Raw genomic sequence first — 25,194 nt, forward strand, 5'->3', positions numbered from 1 at the left:
CCGAGTCTAAGCGATGCCCATTTTCGTCGCGCCCGCGGCCGCGCGACGTCCACCGAAGCTGGGCGCCTGCTCGAAGGCAACCACCCACTCGGGCACGCGCTCCGCTGGCATGGCATGGGCGATGCCGCTGCCCTGGCCGAGTTCGCAGCCAGCGGCCAGCAGGGCGCGCGCATGGGCATCGGATTCCACACCCTCGGCCACCACGCTGCAGCCGAAGGTCCTGGCCAGGCCGATCACGCCTTCCACCAGGGCCTGGTCATGCGGATCGATCAGCATGTTCTGCACGAAGGAGCGGTCGATCTTGAGCGCGTCCACCGGCAGGCGTTTCAGGTAGGTGAGGGTGGAATAGCCGGTGCCGAAGTCGTCCAGCGCGAAGCTCACACCCAGGGCCTTGCAGTCCTGGATCAGGCGGTGGGTGGCATCGACGTCGGCCAGCGCCGCTGATTCCAGCACCTCCAGCATCAGATGCCCGGCAATCGGTTCCGGGTGCCGGGCCAGCAACTCGCGCAGGCGCTGGGTGAAGTCCAGGGTCTGCAGGTGCCGTGCCGTGACATTCACGCTGACGCGCAACTGCAGGCCCTGGGCCAGCCATTGCGCCGACTGGCGCATCGCCTGCTCCAGCACCCAGTCGCCGATCTGCACACCCAGGCCGGTGCGCTCCACCAGGGGCAGGAACAGGCCTGGCATCAGCAGCCCGCGCTCGGGATGCTGCCAGCGCAGCAGGGCTTCGAAGCCCAGCACGCGGCCACGCCGCATGTCCACCTTGGGCTGGTAATGCAGCTGCAGTTCACCGCCGTCCAGTGCTTCCTGCATGCGGCCCAGGGCGATGCCATCGGCATGCTTGCGCAGGCGTTTCTCGGTGTCGAAGAACTCGCAGGCATTGCGGCCGGCGCGTTTCACGCGGTAGAGCGCGTGGCCGGCGTGGCGCATCAAGGTCTCGGCGCTGGAGCGGTCCAGGGGGAACAGGCTGGCGCCCAGGCTGGCGGTCAGTGTCAGCGGTGCACTGTGCTCATCCAGGTAGATGGGCAGGCGCAGCACGTTCAGCATGCGCTCGGTGGCCAGGCGGGCTTCGGCCAAGCTGTCGCAGCGCAGCAGCAGCGCGAACTCATCGCCGCCGATGCGTGCCAGCTGGTCCGACCATTGCTCCGCGCTGCGCAGCGCGCCGTGCAAGGACTGCGACAGCGCGCGCAGTGCCGCATTGGCGCGCGCCTCGCCCTCGGCCTCGGCCAGCTGGGCAAAATTGTCCAGGTCCAGGTGGCAGACGCACAGCATGAAGCCCTGCTGCTCGCTGCTCGCCAGCGCCAGCTCGAGCCGGCGCAGGAACTCGTTGCGATTGGGCAGCCCGGTCAACTCGTCGAACTGGCGCTGCCGCTCCAGCAAGGCCTGGCGCCGCAGCTGCTCGGTCATGTCGCTGACGGCGATCACCTGGAAACGCGCCGGACCCTCGGGCTCGGGCATGGTGGACACGGTCAGCTGCAGTTCGCAGGAGCTGCCGTCGTGGCGCGTGCAGCTGACCAGGCCTTGCCAATGGCCCTGCGCCTGCAGGGCCAGTTGCAGCTGTTCGGGGCTGTGTCCGGATCGGCGCAGGTGCTCGAGCAGCAGCGGCGTTGCCCGCTGGCCCAGCAAGGCCTTGCGTGCCTGAGCCATGATGCGGCAATAGCTGGGATTGGCGTCCAGCACCACGCCATCGGTGTCGGTGATGAGCAGGCCCTCGTGCAAATGCTGGAACAGGCTGACGCTCATGCGCTCGCGTTCCTCGGCGGTGCGCTTCCAGGTCACATCGGTCAGTGTGGCCACCAGGCGCTGTGCGAGGCCCCGGGCGTCGCGTTCCTCGACATGCATGCGCAGCTCAAACCAGAGCCAGTCGCCACCCTCGCGGCGCAGCCTCAGCGTCTCGCTGATATGGGCTTGCCCATGGGGCGCGAGCAACTCGGTGAGCAGGGGCAGCAGCCGCACCCGGTCCATCGCATGCACGGCCTCCAGCCAGGCCGTCGGCGCGGCGGCGGGCTGCAGCGCGGGCGTGCCCACAAAGCCTTGCCAGGCCGGCGAGGCGCGATGCTCGCCCGTGACCAGATCCCAGCTGGCGATGCCCATGCCGGCGGCCTCCAGCGCGTGGCGCCAGCGCGAGTGCTCCTGGTGCATCTCGCCGAGCACGGCATTGGCCAGCAAGGGGACGGCGGCGGCGCTCGCCGTGTAGGCCCATAGCGTGGCCAGTCGCTCCGGCAGCGGGATGGCGGCAAACGGGCCCAGCTCGACGCCGGTGCTCAGCGCGGCCAGCAGGGTCAGCAGCGCGGCGGTCACCGAGGCCAGGGTCAGGCCATCACGCAGGGTCAGCCAGCTGAGCAGCAGATGCGGTGCAAACAACCAGGGGCTGAGCATCGCGGCATTCTGTCCACCCAGGCCGAACACCAGCGCCGCGCTGCCCAAGGTCGCGAAGGCCAGCAAGCCGCTTGCCAGCCAGGCGGTGCGCCTGGCCGGGGCGCCTGGTTCGGTGCGTGGCCGCGCCGGCAGGCCGGGCAGCACCAGCAGGGGCACGCCCAGGCTCAGCACGCCCAGCGCGTCGCCACCCCACCAGGAGAGCAGGGCACGGGGCATTTCCGCAGGCACGATGTGGCCGAAGCCCAGCAGGATCAAGGCGCCGGCGAGCGCACTGATGCCCGGGCCCAGCGCGACGCCCAGCAGCACAAAGCTGGCGAGATCGCGGCGGCGGGCCATGTCGGGCCTGAAATGGAGACGGCGCAGGCCCCAGGCCGCGATCGAGGGGCCGATGAGGTTGGCCGCCGCGAGACTGCAGGCCAGCGCGGGCGAAGCGCCCTGCAAGATGGCGATCGCCGCCACCCCGGTCAGCACGCCGATGGCGGCCGGCCAATGCCAGCGCAGCAGGCTGGCCAGCGCCAGTCCGGCCGGTGGCCAGAACAGGCTCACGAAGGCACCGAGCGCGGGTGTGAGCAGGCCCAGCCAGGCGCAAGCCATGCTGGCCACGCCCACCAGGGCGATACGCGTCAGTGGCGATTTATCCAAGTGGCGGCCCTGGTTGGATTTATCTGTGAAGCCGGGGCGCTGATGCTAGCAGGGGTGCCGTGCGTCACATGGGCCCTGGGCCGACGCACCCTGCGAATAGGTGGTGGTGTATTCCCCTTGTTGAATATCCCGCCGCGCAAGAAAAAAGCCACCCCGAGGGGTGGCTCCATATGCAGGCTTGCATCGCGGCGGCCGCGGCCGCACGCGCGGAATGTCAGACGTGGAAATCGTCCAATTTGGCACCGGCGCCAATCGCCGCCTTCAGCCATTTGGGTTGCAGGCCCCGTCCGCTCCAGGTTTCGCCGGTCGCCTGGTTGCGATATTTCACCGCCACCTTGGAGGTCTTGACCGCCTTGGGTACCTTGGCACTCAGATCGGCCACGCTCAGACCATACTCGGACATCAAGGAACGCACCTTGGCGATCGCATCGGAACGCTCGCGGTCCTTGGTTTCGGCAATTTGTTGGTCAAGCGCGGCCCTCTGGGCCAGGAGGTCTTTCAGCGATGCCATCTTTGCAAATCCTCGCAAGGTTTCTTTCGTCGTCCCCGCCCGGTGCTGCAATTATTGGGGGGCGCTGAAACCTAACGATAATGGATTTTCAGATCTTGTGAAATAGGGGGCGCCGAAAGTGGGTGATATTCACGACACCCATTCCAGTGCCACCACCGCCCTACTTACTTGTAGCCGACCCGATCCAGAATCTGTTGCACCTTGGGCAGATTGGCACCCACCACCGATACCGGGATGGTTTCGGCCTTGAATTGCCCCATCGCTTCGAGTGCCGGATTGCTGGCGCGCACGCCGCTCACCGCCGGCCATTCGTTGTTGCCGTTGGCAAAGTAGATCTGCGCCTCGGGCGAGGCGAGGTACTCCAGGAACTTGATGGCGTTATCGCGATTCTTGGCATATTTGGCCACTGCGCCGCCGGCGATATTCAGGTGCGTGCCCCAGCTGGCCTGATTGGGGAACACCATGCCGATCTTCTCTACCGCGGCGCGATCTTCGGGTTTGTCCGAGCGCATCATGCGGGCCAGGTAATAGCTATTGGTGAGGGCCACGCCGCATTCGCCGCTTGCCACCGCCTTGATCTGGTCGGTATCACCGCCCTTGGGGGCGCGCGCCATATTCGCGACCATGCCCTTGAGCCATTGCTCGGTGCGCTCCGCTCCCATATGTTCGTACAGGGCGCCGAACAGCGAGAGGTTATAGGGGTGCGAGCCGGAGCGCGTGCAAACGCGCCCCTTGTTTTTCGGATCCGCCAGGTCCTGATAGTTGAGAACGTCGTCCTTCTTGACGGTTAGCTTGTTATAGACCACCAGGCGGGCGCGGGTGGACAGGCCAAACCAGGAGACGCCCTGGGCGGTATTCCTGGCGTGCAATTGCGCCGGAATGCGCTGCTCAAGCAGGGTGGACTTGATGGGTTGGAAGAGGCCGTCTTCCTCGGCCTGCCAGAGCCTGGCGGCATCCACCAGCAGAATCACGTCGGCCGGGCTGGAGCTGCCCTCGCTTTTCAGTCTTGCCAGCAAACCCGCGTCATCGGTATCGACGCGGTTGATGCGGATACCGGTGGCCTTGGTGAAATTGCTGTAGAGCGCCTCATCGGTTTGATAGTGGCGCGCCGAGTACAGGTTCAGCACCTGTTCCTGGGCCTGTGCCGCGGCGGGTGCCAGCAGCATGCCGGCCAGCGTGGCGATGGCCGGGAGAAAGGCGGCGCGGGCGCGCCGAATCTGCAAGAAACGCATATCAACTCCTGAACAGGGGCGTGGCGCCCGATGCTCAGGAGTCTAACTCAAACGAGAATGATTCTTGTTTGAGATGACTCAAACCGTCGGCGGAACATAGCCCGCCGGCTGCTCGGCGCCGCCGCCGAAGAAGAACTGCTCCATCTGCCTTGCCAGGTATTGGCGCGCGCGCTGGTCCGCCAGGTTCAGGCGGTTTTCGTTCACCAGCATGGTCTGGTGCTTCATCCAGGCTTGCCAGGCTTCCTTGCTGACGTTTTCATAGATGCGCTTGCCCAATTCGCCGGGGTAGGGCGCGAAGTCCAGGCCGTCGCCTTCCTTCTTCAGATAGATGCATTGCACGGTGCGGGCCATAGTCAACCTCGGTAATTCAATCGATAAGGGGGATGGCGCGCACTGTAGCGCGCCTGGCATAGGCGGGCGCTGCGCAGGGTCAGGCCAGCTTCTTCACCAGCACCTGCGAGCGGCGGTCCCAGTTGTACTTGCGCTTGCGTTCCTCGGGCAGCCAGTCGGGGTCCACCTGCACGAAGCCGCGCTTGATGAACCAGTGCATGGTGCGGGTGGTGAGCACGAAGATGCTGGCCAGACCCATGGCCTTGGCGCGCTGTTCCACGCGCTTCAAGATGCGGTCGCCGTCGCCCTGGCCCTGCACGGCGGGCGAGACGGTCAGCGCGGCCATTTCGGCGGTGCGCGCTTCCACATAGGGGTAGAGCGCGGCGCAGCCAAAGATCACGCCGTCATGCTCAATCACGGTGTAGAGCTCCACATCGCGCTCGATCTCGGTGCGGTCGCGCTTGACCAGGGTGCCGTCGCGCTCGAAGGGCTCGATCAGCGCAATGATGCCGGCCACGTCGTCGGAGCTGGCCTCGCGCAGGCTCTCGAGCTTTTCGTCCACCACCATGGTGCCGATGCCGTCATGGGTGTAGACCTCCTGCAGGATCGCGCCATCGACCGCAAAGGGCACGATGTGCGAGCGCTCCACGCCGGCCTGGCAGGCGCGCACGCAGTGGCGCAGGTAGAAGGCCACATCGGTCGGTTCGGTCGCTTCGGGCAGGCGCGCCAGCAGGCGCTCGGCGTCGGCCAGGGCCAGCTCGGTGTCGATCGGGCTGTCCAGGTCCTCGGGGTTCTCGCGCACCCCGGCCACCTCGCCCACGAACAGCAGCTTGTCGGCCTGCAGCGCGATGGCGGTGCCGGTGGCCACGTCTTCCATGGTCAGGTTGAAGGCCTCGCCGGTGGGCGAGAAGCCAAAGGGCGAGAGCAGCACCACCGCGCCGGTGTCCATGGCGCGTTGGATCGCCGCCGCATCCACCTTGCGCACTACGCCGCTGTGCTGGAAGTCCACGCCGTCCACGATGCCCACGGGCCGCGCGGTGAGGAAGTTGCCGGACACCACCCGCACCGTGGCATTGGCCATCGGCGTGTTGGGCAGGCCTTGCGAAAACGCCGCCTCGATCTCGAAACGCAGCTGGCCGGCGGCTTCCTGAGCACAGTCCAGCGCCACCGCGTCGGTGATGCGCAGGCCATGGCTGTATTGCGAGGCATGGCCCTTGGCGGCCAGCTGTTCGTTCACCTGGGGGCGGAAGCCATGCACCAGCACGATCTTGATGCCCATCGCGTGCAGGATGGAGAGGTCCTGCACAAAGGCGTTGAGCTTGCCGGCGGCGATCAGCTCCCCGGCCATGCCGATCACAAAGGTTTCGCCTCGGTAGGCGTGGATATAGGGCGCGACGGAGCGAAACCAGGGGACGAAGGTGTGGGGGAAGACCAGGCTCATGGTACGAATTGTGCCGCAGCGGCGCCTGCGCAAAGACACTTGCGCGCGCGCCAGCCCGGATGGAGCATGGGCCCCTCACTACCGAGGAGCCCGAGATGGATGCATTCAAGACCCATGGCGCGTTCAGCTGGTCCGAGCTGATGACGCCCAACCCCGCGGCCGCTTCCGAGTTCTATGGGAGCCTGTTCGGCTGGACCATCGAGTCCATGGACATGCCCACCGGCAAGTACCACGTGGCCAAGATCGGCGATACCGCCATTGCCGGCATGATGAGCTGCCCCGACCCGAGCAGCCAGCTGCCGCCGGCCTGGGGTTGCTATGTGACGGTGGACGATGTCGACGCCACCATCGCCAAGTGCACGGCCCTGGGCGGCGCGGTGCTGATGCCGGCGATGAACGTCCCCACGGTGGGCCGCATGGCCTGCATCCGCGACCCGCAAGGGGCCGCCATCAACATCATCACCTACGAGCCCAGGCCCGCCTGAGCGGCCGGCCGCGCGGGGCGCGGATAATCCGCGCCTCGTGAACGAAAAGCTCCCCCCCCATCCTGGCAGCCCGGCCGCCGCCGCGAAGCGTCCGCCGCGCTCCGCGCGCCCCGCTCGGCCCGCCCAGCCGGCGCCGATCGCCAATCCGCTGCCGCCCATCAGCTTCCCCGAATCGCTGCCGGTCTCGGCCCGGCGCGAGGAAATTGCGCGCCTCTTCAACGAGCACCAGGTCATCATCGTCTGCGGCGAGACCGGCTCGGGCAAGACCACCCAGCTGCCCAAGATTGCCCTGGCGCTGGGCCGCGGCCGCGCCAACACCGGCAAGCTGATCGGCCACACCCAGCCCCGCCGCATTGCCGCCTCCAGCGTCGCCAAGCGCATTGCCGAGGAACTGAACACGCCGCTGGGCGAGATCGTTGGCTACAAGGTGCGCTTCCAGGACCGGCTGCAGCCCGGTGCCTCGGTCAAGCTGATGACCGACGGCATCCTGCTGGCCGAGACCCAGACCGACCCGCTGCTGAAGGCCTACGACACCCTGATCATCGACGAGGCGCATGAGCGCAGCCTCAACATCGATTTCCTGCTCGGCTATCTGCGCGAGGTGCTGCCGCGCCGGCCGGATCTGAAGGTGGTGGTGACCTCGGCCACCATCGATGCCGAGCGCTTTGCCAAGCATTTCGAATCTGCCAAGGGCCCCGCGCCGGTGGTGATGGTCTCGGGCCGCACCTTCCCGGTGGAGCAGCGCTACCGGCCCTTCGAGGAATCGCGCGAGTACGACCTCAACAACGCCATCACCGACGCCGTCGATGAGCTCTGGCGCGAGGGCGGCGGCGATGTGCTGGTGTTCCTGCCCGGTGAGCGCGAGATCCGCGAGGCCGCCGAGGCGCTGCGCAAGCACCATCCGCCCGGCGTGGAAATCCTGCCGCTGTTCGCGCGCCTGTCGCAGCAGGAGCAGGACCGCGTGTTCGAGCCGCATGGCCAGCGCCGCATCGTGCTGGCCACCAATGTGGCCGAGACCTCGTTGACGGTGCCCGGCATCCGCTATGTGATCGACCCAGGGCAGGCGCGGGTGAAGCGCTACAGCTACCGCAACAAGGTCGAGCAGCTGCAGATCGAGCCGATCAGCCAGGCGGCGGCGAACCAGCGCGCCGGGCGCTGCGGGCGCGTCGCCAATGGCATCTGCATACGCCTGTACGCCGAGAAGGAATTCAACGAGCGGCCACGCTTCACCGACCCCGAGATCCTGCGTTCGTCGCTGGCCGGCGTGATCCTGCGCATGAAGGCCCTGCATCTGGGACAGGTGGACGATTTTCCCTTCATCGAACCGCCGCCGCGCAAAGCCGTCGCCGACGGCTACCAGCTGCTGGCCGAGCTGGGCGCGGTGGATGAGGGCAACGAACTCACCGCGATCGGCCGCGAGCTCTCCAAGCTGCCGCTGGACCCACGCGTGGGCCGCATGATTCTGGAGGCCAAGAGCCGCGAGGCACTGGCCGAGGTGCTCATCATCGCCAGCGCACTGTCGGGCCAGGATGTGCGCGACCGGCCGATGGAGCAACAGCAGCAGGCCGACGAGAAGCACAAGAAGTTCGACGACGAGCGCTCCGAGTTCATGGGCTATCTCAAGCTCTGGAAATGGCTGGAAGAAAGCCGCGGCGGGCAGGGCGAGCACAAGCTTTCCAACCGCCGCCACGAGCAATTGCTGCGCGACAACTTCGTCTCGCCACGCCGCGTGCGCGAATGGCGCGACATCTACTCGCAGCTGCACACCGTGGTGGCCGAGCATGGCTGGCGCCTCAACGGCAGCCCGGCCACCTACGAGCAGGTGCATCTCTCGATGCTGGCCGGCCTCCTGGGCAATATCGGCTGCAAGAGCGACGAGGACGACTGGTACCTGGGCGCGCGCGGCATCAAGTTCTGGCGCCACCCCGGTGCGCACCTGAGCAAGAAACCGGGGCGCTGGATCATCGCCGCCGAGCTGGTGGACACCACGCGCCTGTTCGGCCGCGGCATCGCCAATATCGATGTGCAGTGGATCGCGCCGCTGGCCGGCCATCTGCTCAAGACCCAGTTGCTGGAGCCGCATTGGGAGAAGAAGGCCGCCGAGGTCATCGCGCTGGAGCGCGCCACGCTCTACGGCATCGTCATCTACAACAACCGGCGCGTGAACTTCGGCCGCGTCGACCTGCCGGCGGCGCGCGAGATCTTCATCCGCGAGGCGCTGGTGAATGGCGAGTTGCCTGACGACATGATGCGCCGCCTGCCCTTCCTGGCGCACAACCAGAAGCAGATCGCCAAGGTCGAGGAGCTGGAGCACAAGTCGCGCCGCCAGGACGTGCTGGTGGACGACGAGCTGATCTACAACTATTACGACCAGCAGCTGCCGCGCGAGGTCTGCTCGGGCGCCACGCTGGAGAAGTGGGTCCGCGAAGCCAGCCGCGCCAATCCGCGCCTGCTGCATCTCAGCCGCGACGAGCTGATGCGCCATGAGGCGGCCGGCATCACCAGCAATGCCTTCCCCAAGACGATCCGCCTGGGCGGGGTCGATTGCATGGCCAGCTATCTGCACGAGCCGGGCGACCAGCGCGACGGCCTGACCGTCAGCGTGCCCATCTATGCGCTCAACCAGGTCAGCGAGGAGCGCTGCGAATGGCTGGTGCCGGGCATGCTGGAGGCCAAGATCATGGCCCTGCTGAAGAGCCTGCACCAGAAGCCGCGCGCGCGCCTGGTGCCGCTGCCCGACTTCGTGGCCGAGTTCATCGAGCTCAACCCCTTTGCCCAGGGCAGCCTGGTCGAGGTGCTGCTGAAGGCGGTGAAGGAGCGCAGCCAGATCGCCGTGCAGCGCAATGACTTCAAGCTCGAGCAGCTGCAGCCGCATCTGTTCATGAACTATCGCGTGGTGGACGAGCATGGCCGCCAGCTGGGCATGGGCCGCAATCTCGCGGCGCTCAAGGCCGAGCTGGGCGCGCAGGCGCGCTCGGCCTTCCAGGCCCTGGCCCAGCTCAAGCTAGCCACGCCGCAGGCGGCGCCCGCGCCGGCGCCGGTCGCCAAGGGTGGCGTGCGCGCTGAAGTGCTTCAGAAGCCCAAGGCGCGCGAGGCCACCCAGGCCAGCCAGGCCTACACCGCCTGGACTTTTGGCGAGCTGCCCGAGCTGATGGAAATCCAGCGCGGTGCGCAGACCCTGATCGGCTTCCCGGCCCTGATCGACCGCGGCACGCAGGTGGAGATCGAGGTCTTCGACGAGCCCGAGGTGGCCGCCGCCAAGCACCGCCTGGGTCTGCGCCGCCTGGTGGCCCTGCAGCTCAAGGAGCCGCTCAAATACCTGGAGAAGAACATCCCCGATCTGCAGAAGATGTCGGTGTTCTACATGGGCCTGGGCACGGCCGAGGAGCTGCGCGACCAGATCATCGGCGTGGCGGTGGACCGCGCCTTCCTGGCCGAGCCGCTGCCGGCGGACGAGTTCGCCTTCAAGCAGCGGCTGGAAGAGGGGCGCACGCGCCTGAACCTGATCGCGCAGGAGGTGGCGCGCCTGACCGGGGTGATCCTGATCGAATACCAGGCCGCCACGCGCAAGCTCAAGGATGCGCGCGCGCCCAAGGAAGTGGCCGACGATGTCGCCGCGCAGCTGCAGCGCCTGATGCCCAAGCAGTTCGTGGCACTGACGCCCTGGGCCCAGGCCCAGCATCTGCCGCGCTACCTCAAGGGCATCACCGCGCGCCTGGACAAGCTGCGTGCAGACCCGGCCCGCGATGCCCAGCGCCTGGCCGAGCTGCGCCCGCTGGAGCAGCGCTATCTGCGCCGCGTGGCCGAGCTCAAGGGCACGCAGGATGCGCGCCTGGTGGACTTCCGCTGGCAGCTGGAGGAGTTGCGCATCAGCCTGTTTGCACAGGAACTGCGCACCCCCCAACCGGTCAGCGTGAAGCGTCTGGACAAGGTCTGGGCGCAGCTCAGCAACTGAGGCCGGTCGCGAAAAGAACGACAAAACCCGCCAGTTCCCGCTACCGCAGGCGGGCTGTTTTGGGTCAAATGCTTACAAATGAAACTGGCCGTGGAGGGCCAGCCCCGCCGTGTCCGACGCCCAGCCCGCACCAACCGCTACCACCCCAGCCGCCCCCTCGGCCGCGCCGATGCGCCGCTTCGGGCGCTTCGAGCTGCGCGCCCTGCTCAACAAGAGCACGCGCAGCATGCTGTGGCTGGTGTTCGACTCGCGCCACGGCCAGGAGATGCTGCTGGCGATGCCGCGCCAGGCGCCCAATAGCGAGGCGGCGATGGCCCATTGGCTCAAGACCGCCCATGCCGGCGCGCGCGTGCAGCACCCGAACCTGGCCCATGTGATCGAGGTCGGGCGGGTCGAGCAATGGCCCTTCCTGGCCTACGACCGCGCGCTGGGCGAAACCCTGGACGAGCGCCTGGCGCGCCAGCCAGCGCCCACGCCGCTGGAGGCCGCCGACTGGGTCTGCCAGCTGCTCGAGGGCCTGGCCTTCGCGCATGAGGCCGGCCATGCGCACCGCGATCTGCAAAGCAGCTACCTGTTGATCGACGCCGCCAACAAGGTGCGCCTGGCTGGCCTGGAATTGGCGCAGGAGGTGTTCCCCGCCGGCGTGGACTTCAACACCGTCACGCGCCGCGCGGTGCGCGAGTCGGCCGAGGAGGATGTGCTGTGCGTCGGCCTGCTCCTGCACCGCCTGCTGAGTGGCCGCGCGGTGCTGGAGCAGCAGGATCTGCAGGCCGCGGTGCAGCAGATGCAGCCGCTGGGCAAGGAGCTGGTGCGCCTGGGCTGGGAGACGCCGCATCCGATCCCCGAGCCGCTGCGCGCCATCGCCAACCGCGCCACCGACCGCCAGGCACGCCAGCGCTACCACCTGGCGCGCAGCTTCCTGCGCGCGCTGGACGGCTGGCGCACCGCCGCCGCCTACGACCAGGGCGGGCCGATCGCGCTGCTGATGGACAAGCTGCAACGCATCGGCCATCTGCCGGCCAGCTCGGGCAAGCTGCACCGCATCGGCCAGTCCTCCTCGCTGGAGGGCCAGCATGCCAGCGAGCTCTCCAGTCTGGTGCTGCAGGACATGGGCCTGAGCCTGGAACTGCTGCGCCGCGTCAACAACGCGCTCAAGCAGCAGGGCGTTACCAGCGGCGGCACGGTGCTGAACATGCAGCGCGCCATCGCCATGCTGGGGCTGAACGGCCTGCAGCAGGCGGCACGCTCGCTCAAGCCCTGGCCGGGGCCGCTCGGCGAGGTGCAGGCGGCGCTGCTGCGCAGCCTGATGACGCGGGTGCACCGGGCCGGCATGGTGGCCCAGGCGCTGCGCCCCGCCGGCTATGACGGCGAGGTGGTCTACCTCATCACGGTGCTGCAGAACCTCGGCCGCCTGCTGCTGCAGTACCACTTTGCCGACGATGCGCAGCAGATCCGCCAGCTCATGCAGCCGGGCGAGGCCACCGAAGACAACCCCAATCCGCAGGGCATGAGCGAGGTTGCCGCCGCCTACGCGGTGCTGGGCTGCGACCTGAATGCGCTGGCCCTGGCGGTGGCGCGCTACTGGGCGCTGGGCGAAGAGGTGATGCACATGATGCATCGCCAGGCGCCCGATGCGCCGGTGCGCAGCGCCGAGGGCGATGCCGAACTGTTGCGCCTGACCTGCAGCCTGGCCAACGAGCTGATCGACGCACAACTGCTGCCCGAGGCCAAGCGCCAGCCGGCCATCGAGCTGGCGACGCGGCGCTACGCGCGCGTGCTGGGCCTGGGGCTGCGCGATGTGCTGCAGGCCCTGCATCCCGAGCAGGCACGGCAGGACGGCGATGCCCCGTTCCGGTCGGCCGGGGTGGCCATCGCCGAGGCCAGTTTCAGTGCGCCGCTGCCCACCGAGCCCGGCGCGCTCGATGGCGATGCAGAATCGATGGCGCCGCGCGACGGTGCCGCCCCGCTACCCAAGGCCTCGACGCTCAGAGCGAAACTGGGCGGCAAACCTCCCGAGGAGACTTCCTGAGTTCGTCGTTCAGCAGCCTGCGTCAGGCCAGAGTTCAAAGGTCCACCATGTCGTCTCTGCCTCCCGTCTCGCAGCCGCCCGCGGCCATGGGGCGGTTCCGTCCGATCAAACAGCTAGGCGAAGGGGCGCAGGCCACCGTGTGGCTGGCCCATGACCCGCGGCTGGACCGCGAGGTGGCGCTGAAGGTGCTGCACAAGGGCGCCGAGCCCAGCAGCGTCGACGCCTGGCTGCACGAGGCGCGCGCGGTGGCGCGGCTCACCCATCCGAATATCGTGCCGGTGTTCGAGGCCGATATGCAGGACGGCCAGGCCTATATGGTGTTCGAGTATGTGAGCGGCGGCACGCTGGCCGACAAGCTGCGCGCGGGCCCCTATGGGCGCGCCCGCGATGCCGTGGAGCTGATGCTGGGCGTGCTCGACGGGCTCGGTGCCGCGCACGCCGCCGGCGTGGTGCACCGTGACCTGAAGCCCTCCAACATCATGATCGACGCCAAGGGGCGCGCCCGCGTGATGGACTTCGGCATCGCCGCCTGGATTTCGGACGCCGGGCGGCCGCAGCGCGTGGTGGGTACACCCGGCTATATCTCGCCCGAGGCGGCCAAGGGCCTGGCGCCCAGCCCGCAGATGGACGTGTTTGCGGCCGCCGTGATGTTGGCCGAGATGCTCTCGGGCCAGCGCCTCAACTACCACCCCGACCCCTGGGCGGCGGTGCGCCGCGTCATCGAGCAGGATCTGCTGCTGCCCCATGGCCTCGGCACCGACGTGGACGACAAGCTGCGTGCCACCATCCAGCGCGGCCTGGCGCGCGACCCCGCGCAGCGCTGGCACACCGCGCGCGAGTTCCACGACGCGCTGGCCGAATGGCTGCACCCGACGGTGCAGGCCGAGCCGGTGGATGCCACCGAGAACGCGACGCTGGAATTCCTGCTGCGCCGCATGCGGCACAAGACCGACTTCCCGGCCATGTCCGACGCGATGGGCCGCATCCAGCGGCTCACGCAATCGGAGAACGAGAGCCTGGCCAGCATTTCGAACGAAATCCTCAAGGACGTCGCGCTCACCCACAAGCTGCTGCGCCTGGTGAACACGGCCCAGTTCAGCCATGCCGGGGGCGGCGGCATCACCACCGTGTCGCGCGCCGCGGCCCTGATCGGCTTTGCGGGCATACGCAATCTGGCCATGTCGCTGATCCTGCTCGAACGCATGGAGAACAAGGCCCATGCGCAGCAGCTGCGGGTGGAGTTTCTGCGCTCGCTGATGGCGGGCTCGCTGGCGCGCGAACTCTGCAGCGCCACGCGCGAGAACGAGGAGGCCTTCCTCTCCGCCATGCTGCAGAACCTGGGGCGCTTGCTGACCGAGTTCTACTTTCCCGAGGAAGCGGAGCAGGTGCGCCGCATCACCCGGCCGGAGCGCCGCGAGGGCGCCGCGGCCCCGCTCAGCGAGGCCGCCGCATCGGCCCAGGTGCTGGGTCTGAGCTACGAGCAGATGGGCCTGGGAGTGGCGCGGCAATGGGGCCTGCCCGAGCAGTTGCAGCGCGCCATGCGCCGCCCCGACGGCGAGGCGCCGAACCGGGCGGTGGATGCGCCGGCCGAGCGCCAGCGCTGGCTGGCGCGCGCCGCCAACGACGTGGCCGACGTGATCCTGCACTCCGACCCGAGCGAGGCCCATGCCAAGGTCAAGGCGATGGCGCAGCGCTACTCGCGCGCGCTGGGCATTTCCGCGCAGGACTTCGATACCGCCGCCGACCTGGCGCGCCGCAACCTCTCGCAGATGGCCGAGGCGATGGAGATCCGCCTGCCCAAGAGCTCGCCCGGCCAGCGCCTGCTGGCACCGCTGACGCCCGCGCCGGGCGACAGCCTGTCGCCGCACGAGCTGCACGCCACCACCGTGATGTACGAGCCCACCATGGTGCTGGACGAGCGCCAGGTCTCGCTGGAGCAGGCGTCCGAGACCCTGGCCGCGGGCATCCAGGACATCACCAACGCGATGGTGGAGAACTTCAAGCTCAACGAAGTGTTGCGCATGATCCTGGAGACGATTTACCGCGGCCTGGGTTTCCGGCGCGTGGTGTTCTGTCTGCGCGACCCCAAGACCGAAACGCTCACCGGGCGCTTTGGCCTGGGCGAGGGCGTCGAACTGGTGGCGCCGCTGTTCCGTGTGCCGCTGCGGCATGCGCCCGGGGCGCATGTCGATCTGTTCGCCGCGGTCTGCCAGAAGGGGGTCGACACCTTGATTGCCGATGCCACCGTGGCCAAGATTGCCGAGCGCCTGCCTGCCTGGTTCATGGGGGCGCCCAAGGCCCCCAGCTTCCTGATCCTGCCGATGGCCATGAAGGGCGCGCCCTTCGCGATGATCTATGCCGACAAGGCCACGCCGGGCGGCATCGATCTGGGGGAGAAGGAGCTGTCGCTGTTGCGCACGCTGCGCAACCAGGCGGTGATGGCGTTCAAGCAGGCGAGCTGAGAACGCCGATCAGAAAAAAGAGGGGGGGTTGACGAGCCTTACCCCCGGCACTGGTCACAACGACTAGGGCTGCTTGGTTCCCCACCTGACCCGGTTGGCCGCGCTTCCATGCGAGGAGGCCCGTCAGCGCGGATTGTAAGCGAGGATTGCGCGGCCCTCAGCGAAGCTGCAGGTCGTCGTCGCTGAAGCGGATGTTGAGCGGCTCGATCAGCAGCTGCTTGGGGCCTTCCTCCAGCGCGCCCGCTACCCAGGCCTCGATGCCGCAGGCCTTGGCCACGGCCACGGTGCGCTCGGCGTCCTCGGGACGAACGAAGATGGCAAAACCTGCCCCCATGTTCAGCGTCGAGTAGGCCTCGCGGTCGTCCTGCTTGGCGTGTTCCTGCATGAACTTCAGCACCGGCGTCACCGGCGGCACGGTGTGGATGCGGTAGGTGAACTGGGCCGGGTGGCGCAGCAGCTTGCGCCAGCCATGGCCGGTGATGTTGGCGCAGTAATGCGGCTGGATGCCGGCCTTGAAGAGCGCCTCGGTGACGGGCGAGTACAGCACCGTGGGTGCCAGCAGCGCCTCGCCGTAGCTGAGGCCGGGCTCCACCTCGGTGAGGTAGCCCTGGGGCAGGCGCTCCACCAGCTTGCGCGCGAGCGACAGGCCGTTGGCATGGATGCCGCTGGAGGCCAGCAGCACGATGGCGTCGCCGGCGGCCAGCGCGTCACCCACCGAGAGGCGGCTCTTGGGATTGATGATGCCGGTGCAGGAGGCCGCCAGGTCGATGCGGCCCTCCTCAACGATGCCGGCCAGCGCCGGCGTTTCGCCGCCGCCCCAGGAAACCTGGCAGATGTCGCAGGCCTTCTTCCAGCCGGCCACCAGGGTCTGGGCGCGCTCGGCATTGCCGAACCAGTCGGAGCCGCCGGCGGCCCAGTAGGCCTGCACCACCAGCGGCGTGGCGCCCACCGTGATGAGGTCGTTCACCGCCATCGCGATGGTGTCCTGGGCGATGCCGTCGTAATAGTTCTTGCCGGTGAGCTTGTTCATCTCGTCGGCCACCAGGGTCTTGGAACCCAGGCATTCGACGATGGAGGCGAGGTAGAAGGGCCCCACGTCCAGCACATAGGCGGATTCGCCGCGCGAGGCCTTGACCTCGCTGAAACCATGCGCGCCCATATGGACGGCGGTGGCGGCGGCAGCGCGCTGGGCGCTCACCTTGAGGGGGTCGATCAGGTCGTAATTGACCCCGGCTTGCTCGTAGCTCAGGGTGTCCGGGGAGGAGGGGGCATGCGTGCTCATGGGGTGGCATTATCGTTCACCCTGCCTTGGCCGACGCCGCTGGGGCGACGGGGCAAGCGCCCATAGAATGCCGGCCATGAGTTACCAGGTCCTCGCGCGCAAATATCGCCCCCACAGCTTCGAAGAGCTGGTGGGCCAGGAGCATGTGGTGCAGGCCCTGGCCAATGCACTCACCCAGCAGCGCCTGCACCATGCCTATCTGTTCACCGGCACGCGTGGCGTGGGCAAGACCACGGTCTCGCGCATCCTCGCCAAGAGCCTGAACTGCACCGGCCCGGACGGCAATGGCACCATCACCGCCACGCCCTGCGGCGTCTGCGACGCCTGCCGCGACATCGATGCCGGCCGCTTCGTTGACTATGTGGAGCTCGACGCGGCCTCCAACCGCGGCGTCGAGGAGATCTCGCAGCTGCTGGACCAATCGGTCTACAAGCCGGTGGTGGGGCGCTTCAAGGTCTACATGATCGACGAAGTGCACATGCTCTCCAACACCGCCTTCAACGCCATGCTGAAGACGCTGGAGGAGCCGCCCGACTATCTGAAGTTCGTGCTCGCCACCACCGACCCGCAGAAGGTGCCGGTGACGGTGCTGTCGCGCTGCCTGCAGTTCAATCTGCGCCCGATGGCGCCGCAGAACGTGCTCTCGCACCTGACCCAGGTGCTGCAGGCCGAGCAGGTGCCGGCCGAGCCCGGCGCGCTGCGCCTGCTCGCGCGCGCCGCGCGTGGCTCGATGCGCGATGCGCTCTCGCTCACCGACCAGGCGATCGCCTTTGGCGCCGGCCAGTTGCAGGAGGCCGGCGTGCGCCAGATGCTCGGCACGGTGGATCGCGGCCATGTGATCGCCATCCTCGATGCCCTCATCGCCAGCGACGGCCCGGCCGTGGTGGCCCAGGCCGATGGCCTGCGCAACCTGGGCCTGTCGGCCGCGGGGACGCTGGAGGACCTGGCCAGCACCCTGCAGCAGATGGCGGTGGCCCAGGCCGCGCCGGGCGCGCTGGACGAGCAGGACCCCGAGACCGCCGAGGCGCAGCGCCTGGCGGCCCTGCTGCCCGCCGACGAGGTGCAGGTGATGTACAGCATGGCCCTGCACGGCCGCGCCGAACTCTCGCTGGCGCCGGACGACTACGCCGGCCTGGTGATGGTGCTGCTGCGCATGCTCAGCTTTCGCCCCGCCGCGGCGGGCGGGGAACGCGGCGTAGCACCGGCGGCCAGGCCGCTGGCAAGACCTGCCCCCGTGGCGTCGGCCGCGCCTGCCGCCGCCGCGCCGCTGCTGCGCACCGCGGCGCCCAGCATGGCCGTGAAGCCGGTGGCCACGGTGGCCAGCGAGCCCGCGTCCAAGCCCGCGCCGCCGGCTCCGGCCCCCGCGCCGGTGCAGGCGAGCCGCGAGCGCCCCAGCGCCGACAGCCCCATGAGCGCGCGCCTGCGCCCCAAGCCGGTGGAGCGTGCGCCCGAGCCCGAGCTCGGCGACGAGCCGCCGCCCTGGCTGGATGTGCCGCCCGCCGATGACGACGGTGTGGCGCTGGCGGAGGCCTCGTTGGATGTCGGCGATATGTCCAGCGATAGCGCGGGCGCTGCCGCTGCGCCCGGCGGCGAGGGCGGCTATGCCTCCACCGCTGGGGCCGAGATTCCGCTCGTGCCCACCCCCCTGGGCGAGCGCTGGGCCGGCCTGATCCGGCAACTGGGCGTCACCGCCCTGGTGCGCGAACTGGGTATGCAGGCCGAATGCGTCGGCATCGACGCGCAGGCCCAACCGCAGGTCTGGCGCTTGCGCGTGGAGCGCGAGTCGTTGCGCCAGCCGGCCTTGAAGGACAAGCTGGAGGCCGCGCTCGCCGCGCATCTGCAGGCCGCCGCCGTGATCGAGCTGGAGCCCGGCCTGGCCCAGGACTCGCCCGCGCTGCGCGACGCCACCGAGGTGCGCGCGCGCCAGCGCCGCGCCGAGCAAATCATTCTCGAGGACCCCTTCGTCCAGCAACTGCTGACGCAGTTCCGGACGGCACGCATCGTGCCCGGGTCCATCAAACCACACTGAACCATACGGAGAACACACCATGATGAAGGGTCAACTGGCCGGTCTGATGAAGCAGGCCCAGGCGATGCAGGACAACCTGAAGAAGGCGCAGGACGAGCTCGGCACCATCGAGGTCGAGGGCCAGTCGGGCGCCGGCCTGGTGAAGGTCACGATGACCTGCAAGCACGACGTCAAGCGCGTCAGCATCGACCCCAGCCTGCTGGCGGACGACAAGGACATGCTGGAGGACCTGGTGGCCGCCGCCTTCAACGACGGCCTGCGCCGTGCCGAGGCGGTGAGCCAGGAGAAGATGGGCAAGCTGACGGCCGGCATGCCGCTGCCTCCCGGCATGAAGTTCCCATTCTGAGCGGCCGTTGAGCGCGCTTGAGCAACTGATCGAGGCGCTGCGGCGCCTGCCCGGCGTGGGCCAGAAGTCGGCGCAGCGCATGGCCTACCACCTGCTGCAGCATGACCGCGAGGGTGCGCAGCGCCTGTCCGCCGCGCTCGCCGCGGCGGCCCAGCAGGTACAGCATTGCCAGCGCTGCCATACCTTCAGCGAGGCGGCGCTGTGCCCGGTCTGCCTGGATGCCACGCGCGACGCCAAGCTGCTGTGTGTGGTGGAAACGCCGGCCGATCAGGCGGCGCTGGAGCGCACCGGCTCCTACCGCGGCTATTACTTCGTGCTGCAGGGGCGCGTCAGCCCATTGGACGGCATCAGCACCAAGGACATCGGCGTGGCCGAGTTGCTGGAGCGGGCGTCCGATGGCCTGGTGGAGGAGGTCATCCTCGCCACCAGCTTCACCGCCGAGGGCGAGGCCACCGCCCATGTGGTGGGCGAGGTGCTGCGCGCGCGCGGCCTGCGTTCCACCCGGCTGGCGCGCGGCGTGCCGGTGGGCAGCGAGCTCGAGTATGTGGACCTGGGCACCATCGCGCATGCCCTGGTGGATCGACGTTGAACCCGCGGGGCCTCTTGTCTCATGACCTTTGCCAACTACTGCATCATCATCGCGGCCCTGCTGCCCATCGTCTGTGCCGGCATCGCCAAGTCGCCCGGCATCGGCAAGCGGCGCAGCGCCGGCGGCTATGACAACCATCAGCCGCGTGCCTGGCTGGCCCAGCTCACCGGCCGGCAGGCGCGCGCCAATGCGGCGCAGTCCAACAGCTTCGAGGCCCTGCCACTGTTCATTGCCGGTGTGCTGGCGGCGCAGCAGATGCATGCGCCGCAGGAGCGCGTGGACCTGCTGGCGCTGGGCTTCATCGCCGCCCGTGTCGTCTACATCGCGCTCTATGTGAGCGACAAGGCCTCGGCGCGCTCGATCACCTGGTTCGTCGGCATGGGCTTCAGCATCGCGCTGTTCTTCAGCGGCGCTGCGTGAGCTGACGCGACAGCACCGGCGCGCTGTTGTTCATGGCGGTGACGGTGCGGCCGCCCACGCGGGCCGCCGGCTTGCTGGCGGGCCTGGACGCGGGCTTGCCGGCCTGCGCCACGCGCGTGGGGGCCGGCTCGGCCTGGGCGGTGTAGATCACCAGCGGCTGGCCGGGCTTGAAGCTCGCCTTCACGCCCACCTTGTTCCATTGCGCCACCTGGCCGGCGCTGACGCGCCAGCGCTTGGCCACCGAGGCCACCGTCTCGCCCTTGCCGGCCTTCAGCGCGACGCGCCGCAGCGGCGGCACATCGGGCGCCAGGCTCATGCTGGCGTTGTCGGCCAGGTGCTCGGAGACATCCTGGTCGCGGTGCGCGGTGCGCGGCACCAGCAGGGTCGAGCCCTGCTTGACCAGCATGCGCGCAGGGATCTTGTTGAGCTCGCGCAGTTGCGCCTCGCTCATGCCCAGCTGCTTGGCGGCCTCGGCCGGCTTCATGGTCTTGGGCACCACCCAGGCGGTCCAGCTCGCCAGCGGGCCGCGGTTGACGGCCTGGTGCGCGGCCAGCTGGCCGATGAAGACGGCGGCGTTGTCGTAGGGCAGCAAGACCTGGCCCCCGGCCTCGCCGCCGGCCTTGGCCAGGATCACCGGCTGGTTCATCTGCGGGTTGAACTGGCGGAAATGCTCCTCGCTCATGCCAGCTAGATTGGCGGCCAGGGCCACGTCCATGTCGCGCTCGATCTTCACCGACAGGAAGTAGGGGTGGTTGGCCACCGGCGGCAGGCTCAGGGCATAGGCGTCCGGGCGCAGCACGATGTTCTTCACCGCCTGCAGCTTGGGCAGGTAGTAGCGCGTCTCGTCCGGCATCTTGATGCTGTCGTAGTCGGTCGGTAGGCCGGCCTTCTGGTTGCGCGCGATCGCCTTGCTCACATTGCCCTGGCCCCAGTTGTAGGCGGCCAGCGCCAGCTGCCAGTCGCCATCGAACATCTTGCCGAGGCGGCCGAGATAGTCGAGCGCGGCGCGCGTAGAGGCCAGCACGTCGCGCCGGTCGTCGCGGAAGACGTTCTGCTTGAGCGCGAAATCGCGGCCGGTGGCGGGCATGAACTGCCACATGCCGGAGGCCTTGACGCGCGAGGTGGCGTCGGTGACGAAGGCGCTTTCGACGAAGGGCAGCAGGGCCAGCTCGGTGGGCATGCCGCGCTTTTCAACTTCCTCGACGATGTGGAACAGGTAGCGGCTGCCGCGCTCGGTCATGCGCTGCACATAGTCCGGGCGGGCGCTGTACCAGGCCTCGGCGCGGCGCACGCCCTCGTTGTCGAGCTCGGGCATGGCAAAGCCGCGGCGGATGCGCGCCCACAGGTCGGCCTGGGCGGCGGCGTCGTTGAGGTCGATCTTGGCGCCGGGGTTGAGGCTGTCTTCCAGCAGGGCCATCGATTCGCTCTCGGCCTGGCGGAAGCCCTGCTGCGCGGTGTCGGTGGTCTTGGGCGGCGGGGCCGCGGCCTCGCGTTCGAGCGGCGCGGCGGCGGGCGGCGGGCCCGCATCGTGGGCGGTGGTGGCGCAGGCGCCCAGCAGCAGGGCGGCCGCCAGGCTCGCGAGGGTCAGGACTTGCCTGGGAGGGCTCAAATGCATGCTCATCGATAGTCGTTCTTCCATTGCCGCAAGCTGGCGAATACCGCGAGCGGCGAACCGTCGGCGGCGATGGGGACCTGCTGGTGTTCGCTGCGCCACTGCATCGCCGACGCGATCACGTCGGCGGCCGTGCAACGCAGGAACGGGTTGATCTCAAGTTCGCGTGCCAGGCTGGAGGGCAGGGTGGGCAGGCCGGCCGCACGCTGCGCCTCGCACCAGGCCTGGTACTGCTGCAGGGCCTGGTTGGCGGGCTCTATGGTCCGCGCAAAGCGCAGATTAGACAAGGTGTATTCATGCGCGCAGCAAACCCGCGTGTCGCCCGGCAGCGCCGCCAGCTGCTGCAGCGAGGCCAGCATCTGCGCCGGGCTGCCCTCGAACAGCCGGCCGCAGCCGCCGGAGAACAGGGTGTCGCCGCAGAACAGCAGCGGTGCCGAGCCGTCGCTGGGCGCGTCCAGCACGAAGGCGATATGGCCGGCGGTGTGGCCGGGCACGTCCAGCACGCGCAGGCGCTGGCCCAGCAGCGTCAGGCTAGCGCCGCCGCTGAGTGGCTCATAGGGGCCCGGGATGGCCTCGCCGGCCGGGCCCCAGACCTGGCCCTGCAGCACCGGGCGCAGCTCGGCCAGGCCGCCCACATGATCGGCGTGGTGATGGGTCACTAGAATGCCCGCGAGGCGCAGCGACAAGGAGCGCAAGGTCTGCAGCACCGGCGCGGCATCGCCTGGATCAACCACCAGGGCTTGAACGCCGTCATGCAGCATCCAGATGTAGTTGTCGTTGAAGGCGCTGATGGCGACCAGATGCAGGGCGACCAGATTCATGCAGTGAGCAAGAGTTAGTGCGGCGAGGGCGATGACACGCGAATCCCAAATTGTAGAGCTCGCCGCCTGGCTGCAGACGCCGCCCGGGCGCTATCTGCTGGCCTGGGAGCAGGCGCGGCTGGACGAGGCGGTGGCCGATCTGTTCGGCTTTCACGCCCTGCAGCTGGGCCTGCCCGAGCTGCAGGGCCTGCGCAGCAACCGCATGCCGCACCGCTGGCTGGCGCTCGATTCGCTCGAGCAGCCCCTGCTCGACTGGCCCCTGGACGAGCGCCCGGCGGCGGTGTCGCTGCACTGCGAGTTCGATGCCTTGCCCTTCGAGTCCAACAGCCTGGACCTGGTGGTGCTGCCGCATGCGCTGGAGCTGGCGCTGGACCCGCACCTGACGCTGCGCGAGGTCGAGCGCGTGCTGCGGCCGGAGGGGCGGCTGGTGATCCTGGGCCTGAACCCGGCCAGCCTGTGGGGCTTGAGGCAGAATCTGGGGCGCTTGCGCAGCCGTTTCCGCCTGCGCGGCGAGCCACCCCTGTTCCTGCCGCGCGCCGGTGATTTCATCGGCTACTGGCGCTTGCGCGATTGGCTGCGCCTGCTGAGCTTCGAGGTCGAGCAGGCGCAGTTCGGCTGCTACCGGCCGCCGCTGCGCAGCGCCGCCTGGCTGGCGCGCTGGCAATGGCTGGAACGCCTGGGGCCGCGCTGGTGGACCGTGCTGGGCGCGGTCTACTTCGTGGTGGCGGTCAAGCGCGTGCATGGCATGCGCCTGGTCGGCCTGGCGCGGCAGCAGCGCCGGCAGGCGCGCGGCGCCTCGGCGGTGGCCTTGAATTCGCACCCGCATCAGTTTTCTTCTTCTTCCTCTTCGATACGAGATCCATGACAGAACCCAAAGCGGCCGCGGCCCAGATTGCCAAGCCCAGCGTCGTCATCTACACCGATGGTGCTTGCAAGGGCAACCCCGGCCCGGGCGGCTGGGGTGCCTGGTTGAGCGCCGGTGGCCACGAGAAGGAAATGTGCGGCGGCGAGGCCAACACCACCAACAACCGCATGGAACTCACCGCCGTGATCGAGGCACTGGCCTCGCTCAAGCGCAGCTGCCAGATCGTCATCTACACCGACAGCGAATACGTGCGCAAGGGCATGACCGAATGGATTGCCGGCTGGCAGCGCCGCGGCTGGAAGACCGCCGACGGCAAGCCGGTGAAGAACGTCGAGCTCTGGCAGCGCCTGGACGCGCTGCGCAAGCTGCACCAGGTGGAGTGGCGCTGGGTCAAGGGCCATGCCGGCGATCCGGGCAACGAGCGCGCCGACGCGCTCGCCAACAAGGGCGCGGCCTCGGTCGGCCGCTGAGCCGCGCGCGTGCGCAGGGCGCCCGGCGCGCCCAACTGGCACCCAGAAAACCAGCTCCGGTCGCAGCGGTGCCCGGGCCGGGCGCTGAAATCCGCCATTCGCCGCTACAGTGCGCGCTCGGAGACCCGCGCGCATGAGCTTGATCAAGAAGACCCACACCGTTGTAGCCCTGCTTGCCCTGGCGGGCCTGAGTGGCCTGGCCTATTGGTGGCAACACCGCCCCGAGGGCAGCGCGGCTGCCGCCATTGCGCCCAAGGCCGCGGGCGCCAGCGGCCCCACCCTGGTGGAGGGCCGCGCCGTCGAGCTGCTGACGCTCACCGACGACGCCCAGGCGGTAGGCAGCCTGCGCGCGCGCCAGTCGGTGGTGCTCAAGCCCGAGGTCAGCGGCCGCGTCGTCAAGCTCGGCTTTACGGATGGCCAGCGCGTGCGCCGGGGTCAGGTCTTGATACAGCTGGACGATGCCTTGCAGGCCGCGCAGTTGCAGCAGGCCGAGGCCCAGGCCGGCATCGCCCGCACCCAGCTGCAGCGCAATCGCGAGCTGCTGGCGCAGAACTTCGTCTCCGCCAGCGTGGTGGATCAGGCGGTGGCGGCGCTGCAGGTGGCCGAGGCCCAGGTGGCGCTGAGCCGCGCCCAGCTCGGCCGCATGCAGGTGCTGGCGCCGTTTGACGGCGTGGCCGGCATCCGCAATGTCAACCTCGGCGAATACGTCAAGGACGGCGCCGAGCTGGTGAGCGTGGAGGATGCCTCCTCGATGTGGGTGGACTTCCGCCTGCCCGAGCGCTATGTGCCCAGCTTGAGGCTCGGCCAGCCGGTGGAGCTCTCGCTGGATGCGCTGCCGGGCCGCAGCTTCACGGCCAAGGTCGAGGCGCTCGATACCCAGCTGGATGCCGGCGGCCGCGCCATGCTGGTGCGCGCGCGCCTGGACAAGCCCGGCAGCGAGCTGCGCTCGGGCCTGTTCGCTCGCGTGCGCGTGGTGTTCGCCACGCGTGCCCAGGCCCTGGTGGTGCCCGAGGAGGCGCTGGTGCCGCTGGGCGGCAAGCAATATCTGTTCAAGCTGGTGGATGGCGCGGGCGGCAAGCAGGCGCAGCGGTTGGAGGCGCGCCTGGGCCTGCGCGTGCCGGGCAAGGTCGAGGTGCTGGACGGCTTCAAGGCCGGCGACTGGGTGGTCACCGCCGGCCAGTCGCGCCTGACGCGCGGCGAGCAGCAGGCGGTCAGGCTGGTCGATGTGGACAAGCAGGGCGGGGCCGCCGCCAATGCCGTGAATCCAGCCGCGGCCTCGGCAGCCAGCCGCTAA

General features: G+C 68.9%; 19 protein-coding genes and 1 other RNA gene. 11 read left to right on the forward strand and 9 right to left on the reverse strand.

The features are described 5' to 3' along the window. Positions 1-6: 6 nt before the first annotated feature. The 5 genes from AC3WQY_RS01590 to argA all read right to left on the reverse strand — a co-directional run bounded on the left by AC3WQY_RS01590 (position 7) and on the right by argA (position 6,535). Positions 7-3,021 (reverse strand): bifunctional diguanylate cyclase/phosphodiesterase, encoded by a 3,015-nt coding sequence (locus AC3WQY_RS01590; protein WP_492705241.1) that lies wholly within the window; start codon positions 3,019-3,021, stop codon positions 7-9. A 214-nt stretch (positions 3,022-3,235) separates the two neighbouring features. Next, entirely contained in the window at positions 3,236-3,532 is a 297-nt protein-coding gene (locus tag AC3WQY_RS01595; protein ID WP_285232859.1) for an H-NS histone family protein, read from the reverse strand. A gap of 164 nt (positions 3,533-3,696) precedes the next feature. Continuing rightward, positions 3,697-4,698 (reverse strand): extracellular solute-binding protein, encoded by a 1,002-nt coding sequence (locus AC3WQY_RS01600; RefSeq protein WP_285232858.1) that lies wholly within the window; start codon positions 4,696-4,698, stop codon positions 3,697-3,699. Positions 4,699-4,842: 144 nt separating this feature from the next. Beyond that, positions 4,843-5,115, reverse strand: coding sequence for an oxidative damage protection protein (locus AC3WQY_RS01605; RefSeq protein ID WP_285232857.1), 273 nt, complete (start codon positions 5,113-5,115; stop codon positions 4,843-4,845). A gap of 79 nt (positions 5,116-5,194) precedes the next feature. Then, positions 5,195-6,535 (reverse strand): amino-acid N-acetyltransferase, encoded by a 1,341-nt coding sequence (gene argA / locus AC3WQY_RS01610; RefSeq protein ID WP_492705244.1) that lies wholly within the window; start codon positions 6,533-6,535, stop codon positions 5,195-5,197. 95 nt (positions 6,536-6,630) lie between these two features. Here argA and AC3WQY_RS01615 point away from each other — a divergent pair, with 95 nt between their 5' ends. The 4 genes from AC3WQY_RS01615 (at position 6,631) to AC3WQY_RS01630 (ending at position 15,466) form a co-directional block, all read left to right on the forward strand. Then, on the forward strand, positions 6,631-7,020 hold the full coding sequence (locus tag AC3WQY_RS01615; protein WP_492705246.1) for a VOC family protein: 390 nt from the start codon (positions 6,631-6,633) through the stop codon (positions 7,018-7,020). A 136-nt stretch (positions 7,021-7,156) separates the two neighbouring features. Then, the gene (gene hrpA / locus AC3WQY_RS01620) at positions 7,157-10,975 is read left to right on the forward strand and encodes an ATP-dependent RNA helicase HrpA (protein ID WP_492705382.1); all 3,819 of its coding nucleotides are present in this window, start codon (positions 7,157-7,159) and stop codon (positions 10,973-10,975) included. A gap of 109 nt (positions 10,976-11,084) precedes the next feature. After that, positions 11,085-13,004, forward strand: a complete 1,920-nt coding sequence (locus AC3WQY_RS01625; RefSeq protein WP_492705248.1) for a serine/threonine protein kinase — start codon at positions 11,085-11,087, stop codon at positions 13,002-13,004. A gap of 47 nt (positions 13,005-13,051) precedes the next feature. Beyond that, a complete protein-coding gene (locus AC3WQY_RS01630) occupies positions 13,052-15,466 on the forward strand; it encodes a protein kinase domain-containing protein (RefSeq protein WP_492705250.1) in 2,415 nt (804 codons plus the stop codon). Positions 15,467-15,493: 27 nt separating this feature from the next. Here AC3WQY_RS01630 and ffs read toward each other — a convergent pair. Both ffs and AC3WQY_RS01640 read right to left on the reverse strand, forming a co-directional pair. After that, an RNA gene (ffs, locus tag AC3WQY_RS01635) (signal recognition particle sRNA small type) lies at positions 15,494-15,591 on the reverse strand. Between the two features lie 32 nt (positions 15,592-15,623). Beyond that, positions 15,624-16,748 carry an AIR synthase-related protein gene (locus AC3WQY_RS01640; protein ID WP_492705252.1) on the reverse strand — a complete coding sequence of 375 codons (1,125 nt, stop codon included), beginning with the start codon at positions 16,746-16,748 and terminating at the stop codon, positions 15,624-15,626. A 76-nt stretch (positions 16,749-16,824) separates the two neighbouring features. Here AC3WQY_RS01640 and dnaX point away from each other — a divergent pair, with 76 nt between their 5' ends. From dnaX to AC3WQY_RS01660, 4 genes are read left to right on the forward strand one after another with little or no spacing between them, the layout of a single operon-like run. Beyond that, positions 16,825-18,777 (forward strand): DNA polymerase III subunit gamma/tau, encoded by a 1,953-nt coding sequence (dnaX, locus tag AC3WQY_RS01645; RefSeq protein WP_492705254.1) that lies wholly within the window; start codon positions 16,825-16,827, stop codon positions 18,775-18,777. Between the two features lie 19 nt (positions 18,778-18,796). Beyond that, positions 18,797-19,123 carry a YbaB/EbfC family nucleoid-associated protein gene (locus AC3WQY_RS01650; RefSeq protein ID WP_285232850.1) on the forward strand — a complete coding sequence of 109 codons (327 nt, stop codon included), beginning with the start codon at positions 18,797-18,799 and terminating at the stop codon, positions 19,121-19,123. A 7-nt stretch (positions 19,124-19,130) separates the two neighbouring features. Then, positions 19,131-19,712: a recombination mediator RecR gene (gene recR / locus AC3WQY_RS01655; RefSeq protein WP_285232849.1), complete on the forward strand. Its 582-nt coding sequence runs from the start codon at positions 19,131-19,133 to the stop codon at positions 19,710-19,712. A 21-nt stretch (positions 19,713-19,733) separates the two neighbouring features. Continuing rightward, positions 19,734-20,132, forward strand: a complete 399-nt coding sequence (locus AC3WQY_RS01660) for an MAPEG family protein (protein WP_285232848.1) — start codon at positions 19,734-19,736, stop codon at positions 20,130-20,132. Here the strand turns inward: AC3WQY_RS01660 and AC3WQY_RS01665 are convergent. Together AC3WQY_RS01665 and gloB are read right to left on the reverse strand one after the other, a co-directional pair. Then, on the reverse strand, positions 20,116-21,753 hold the full coding sequence (locus AC3WQY_RS01665) for a transglycosylase SLT domain-containing protein (protein ID WP_492705257.1): 1,638 nt from the start codon (positions 21,751-21,753) through the stop codon (positions 20,116-20,118). The two genes, AC3WQY_RS01660 and AC3WQY_RS01665, sit on opposite strands and share 17 nt — an antisense overlap. Beyond that, positions 21,750-22,550, reverse strand: coding sequence for a hydroxyacylglutathione hydrolase (gloB, locus tag AC3WQY_RS01670; protein WP_285235680.1), 801 nt, complete (start codon positions 22,548-22,550; stop codon positions 21,750-21,752). Before gloB ends, AC3WQY_RS01665 begins: the two co-directional genes overlap by 4 nt. Positions 22,551-22,596: 46 nt before the next feature. On the opposite strand from gloB, the gene AC3WQY_RS01675 reads away from it, so the two are divergent. The 3 genes from AC3WQY_RS01675 (at position 22,597) to AC3WQY_RS01685 (ending at position 25,194) form a co-directional block, all read left to right on the forward strand. Continuing rightward, positions 22,597-23,430 (forward strand): class I SAM-dependent methyltransferase, encoded by an 834-nt coding sequence (locus AC3WQY_RS01675; RefSeq protein ID WP_285232846.1) that lies wholly within the window; start codon positions 22,597-22,599, stop codon positions 23,428-23,430. Next, positions 23,427-23,900: a ribonuclease HI gene (gene rnhA, locus AC3WQY_RS01680; RefSeq protein ID WP_285232845.1), complete on the forward strand. Its 474-nt coding sequence runs from the start codon at positions 23,427-23,429 to the stop codon at positions 23,898-23,900. The genes AC3WQY_RS01675 and rnhA overlap by 4 nt, the downstream gene beginning before the upstream one ends. Before the next feature lie 133 nt (positions 23,901-24,033). Continuing rightward, the gene (locus AC3WQY_RS01685; protein ID WP_492705259.1) at positions 24,034-25,194 is read left to right on the forward strand and encodes an efflux RND transporter periplasmic adaptor subunit; all 1,161 of its coding nucleotides are present in this window, start codon (positions 24,034-24,036) and stop codon (positions 25,192-25,194) included.

Source organism: Roseateles sp. FW301-B2, assembly GCF_058788955.1.

Bases quoted from the DNA above. Each gene is read 5' to 3' on its own strand.
- AC3WQY_RS01595 (WP_285232859.1), bottom strand. From the start codon at position 3,532: ATGGCATCGCTGAAAGACCTCCTGGCCCAGAGGGCCGCGCTTGACCAA.
- AC3WQY_RS01600 (WP_285232858.1), bottom strand. From the start codon at position 4,698: ATGCTGCTGGCACCCGCCGCGGCACAGGCCCAGGAACAGGTGCTGAAC.
- AC3WQY_RS01605 (WP_285232857.1), bottom strand. From the start codon at position 5,115: ATGGCCCGCACCGTGCAATGCATCTATCTGAAGAAGGAAGGCGACGGC.
- argA (WP_492705244.1), bottom strand. From the start codon at position 6,535: ATGAGCCTGGTCTTCCCCCACACCTTCGTCCCCTGGTTTCGCTCCGTC.
- AC3WQY_RS01615 (WP_492705246.1), top strand. From the start codon at position 6,631: ATGGATGCATTCAAGACCCATGGCGCGTTCAGCTGGTCCGAGCTGATG.
- AC3WQY_RS01630 (WP_492705250.1), top strand. From the start codon at position 13,052: ATGTCGTCTCTGCCTCCCGTCTCGCAGCCGCCCGCGGCCATGGGGCGG.
- AC3WQY_RS01640 (WP_492705252.1), bottom strand. From the start codon at position 16,748: ATGAGCACGCATGCCCCCTCCTCCCCGGACACCCTGAGCTACGAGCAA.
- dnaX (WP_492705254.1), top strand. From the start codon at position 16,825: ATGAGTTACCAGGTCCTCGCGCGCAAATATCGCCCCCACAGCTTCGAA.
- AC3WQY_RS01650 (WP_285232850.1), top strand. From the start codon at position 18,797: ATGATGAAGGGTCAACTGGCCGGTCTGATGAAGCAGGCCCAGGCGATG.
- AC3WQY_RS01660 (WP_285232848.1), top strand. From the start codon at position 19,734: ATGACCTTTGCCAACTACTGCATCATCATCGCGGCCCTGCTGCCCATC.
- AC3WQY_RS01665 (WP_492705257.1), bottom strand. From the start codon at position 21,753: ATGAGCATGCATTTGAGCCCTCCCAGGCAAGTCCTGACCCTCGCGAGC.
- AC3WQY_RS01675 (WP_285232846.1), top strand. From the start codon at position 22,597: ATGACACGCGAATCCCAAATTGTAGAGCTCGCCGCCTGGCTGCAGACG.
- rnhA (WP_285232845.1), top strand. From the start codon at position 23,427: ATGACAGAACCCAAAGCGGCCGCGGCCCAGATTGCCAAGCCCAGCGTC.
- AC3WQY_RS01685 (WP_492705259.1), top strand. From the start codon at position 24,034: ATGAGCTTGATCAAGAAGACCCACACCGTTGTAGCCCTGCTTGCCCTG.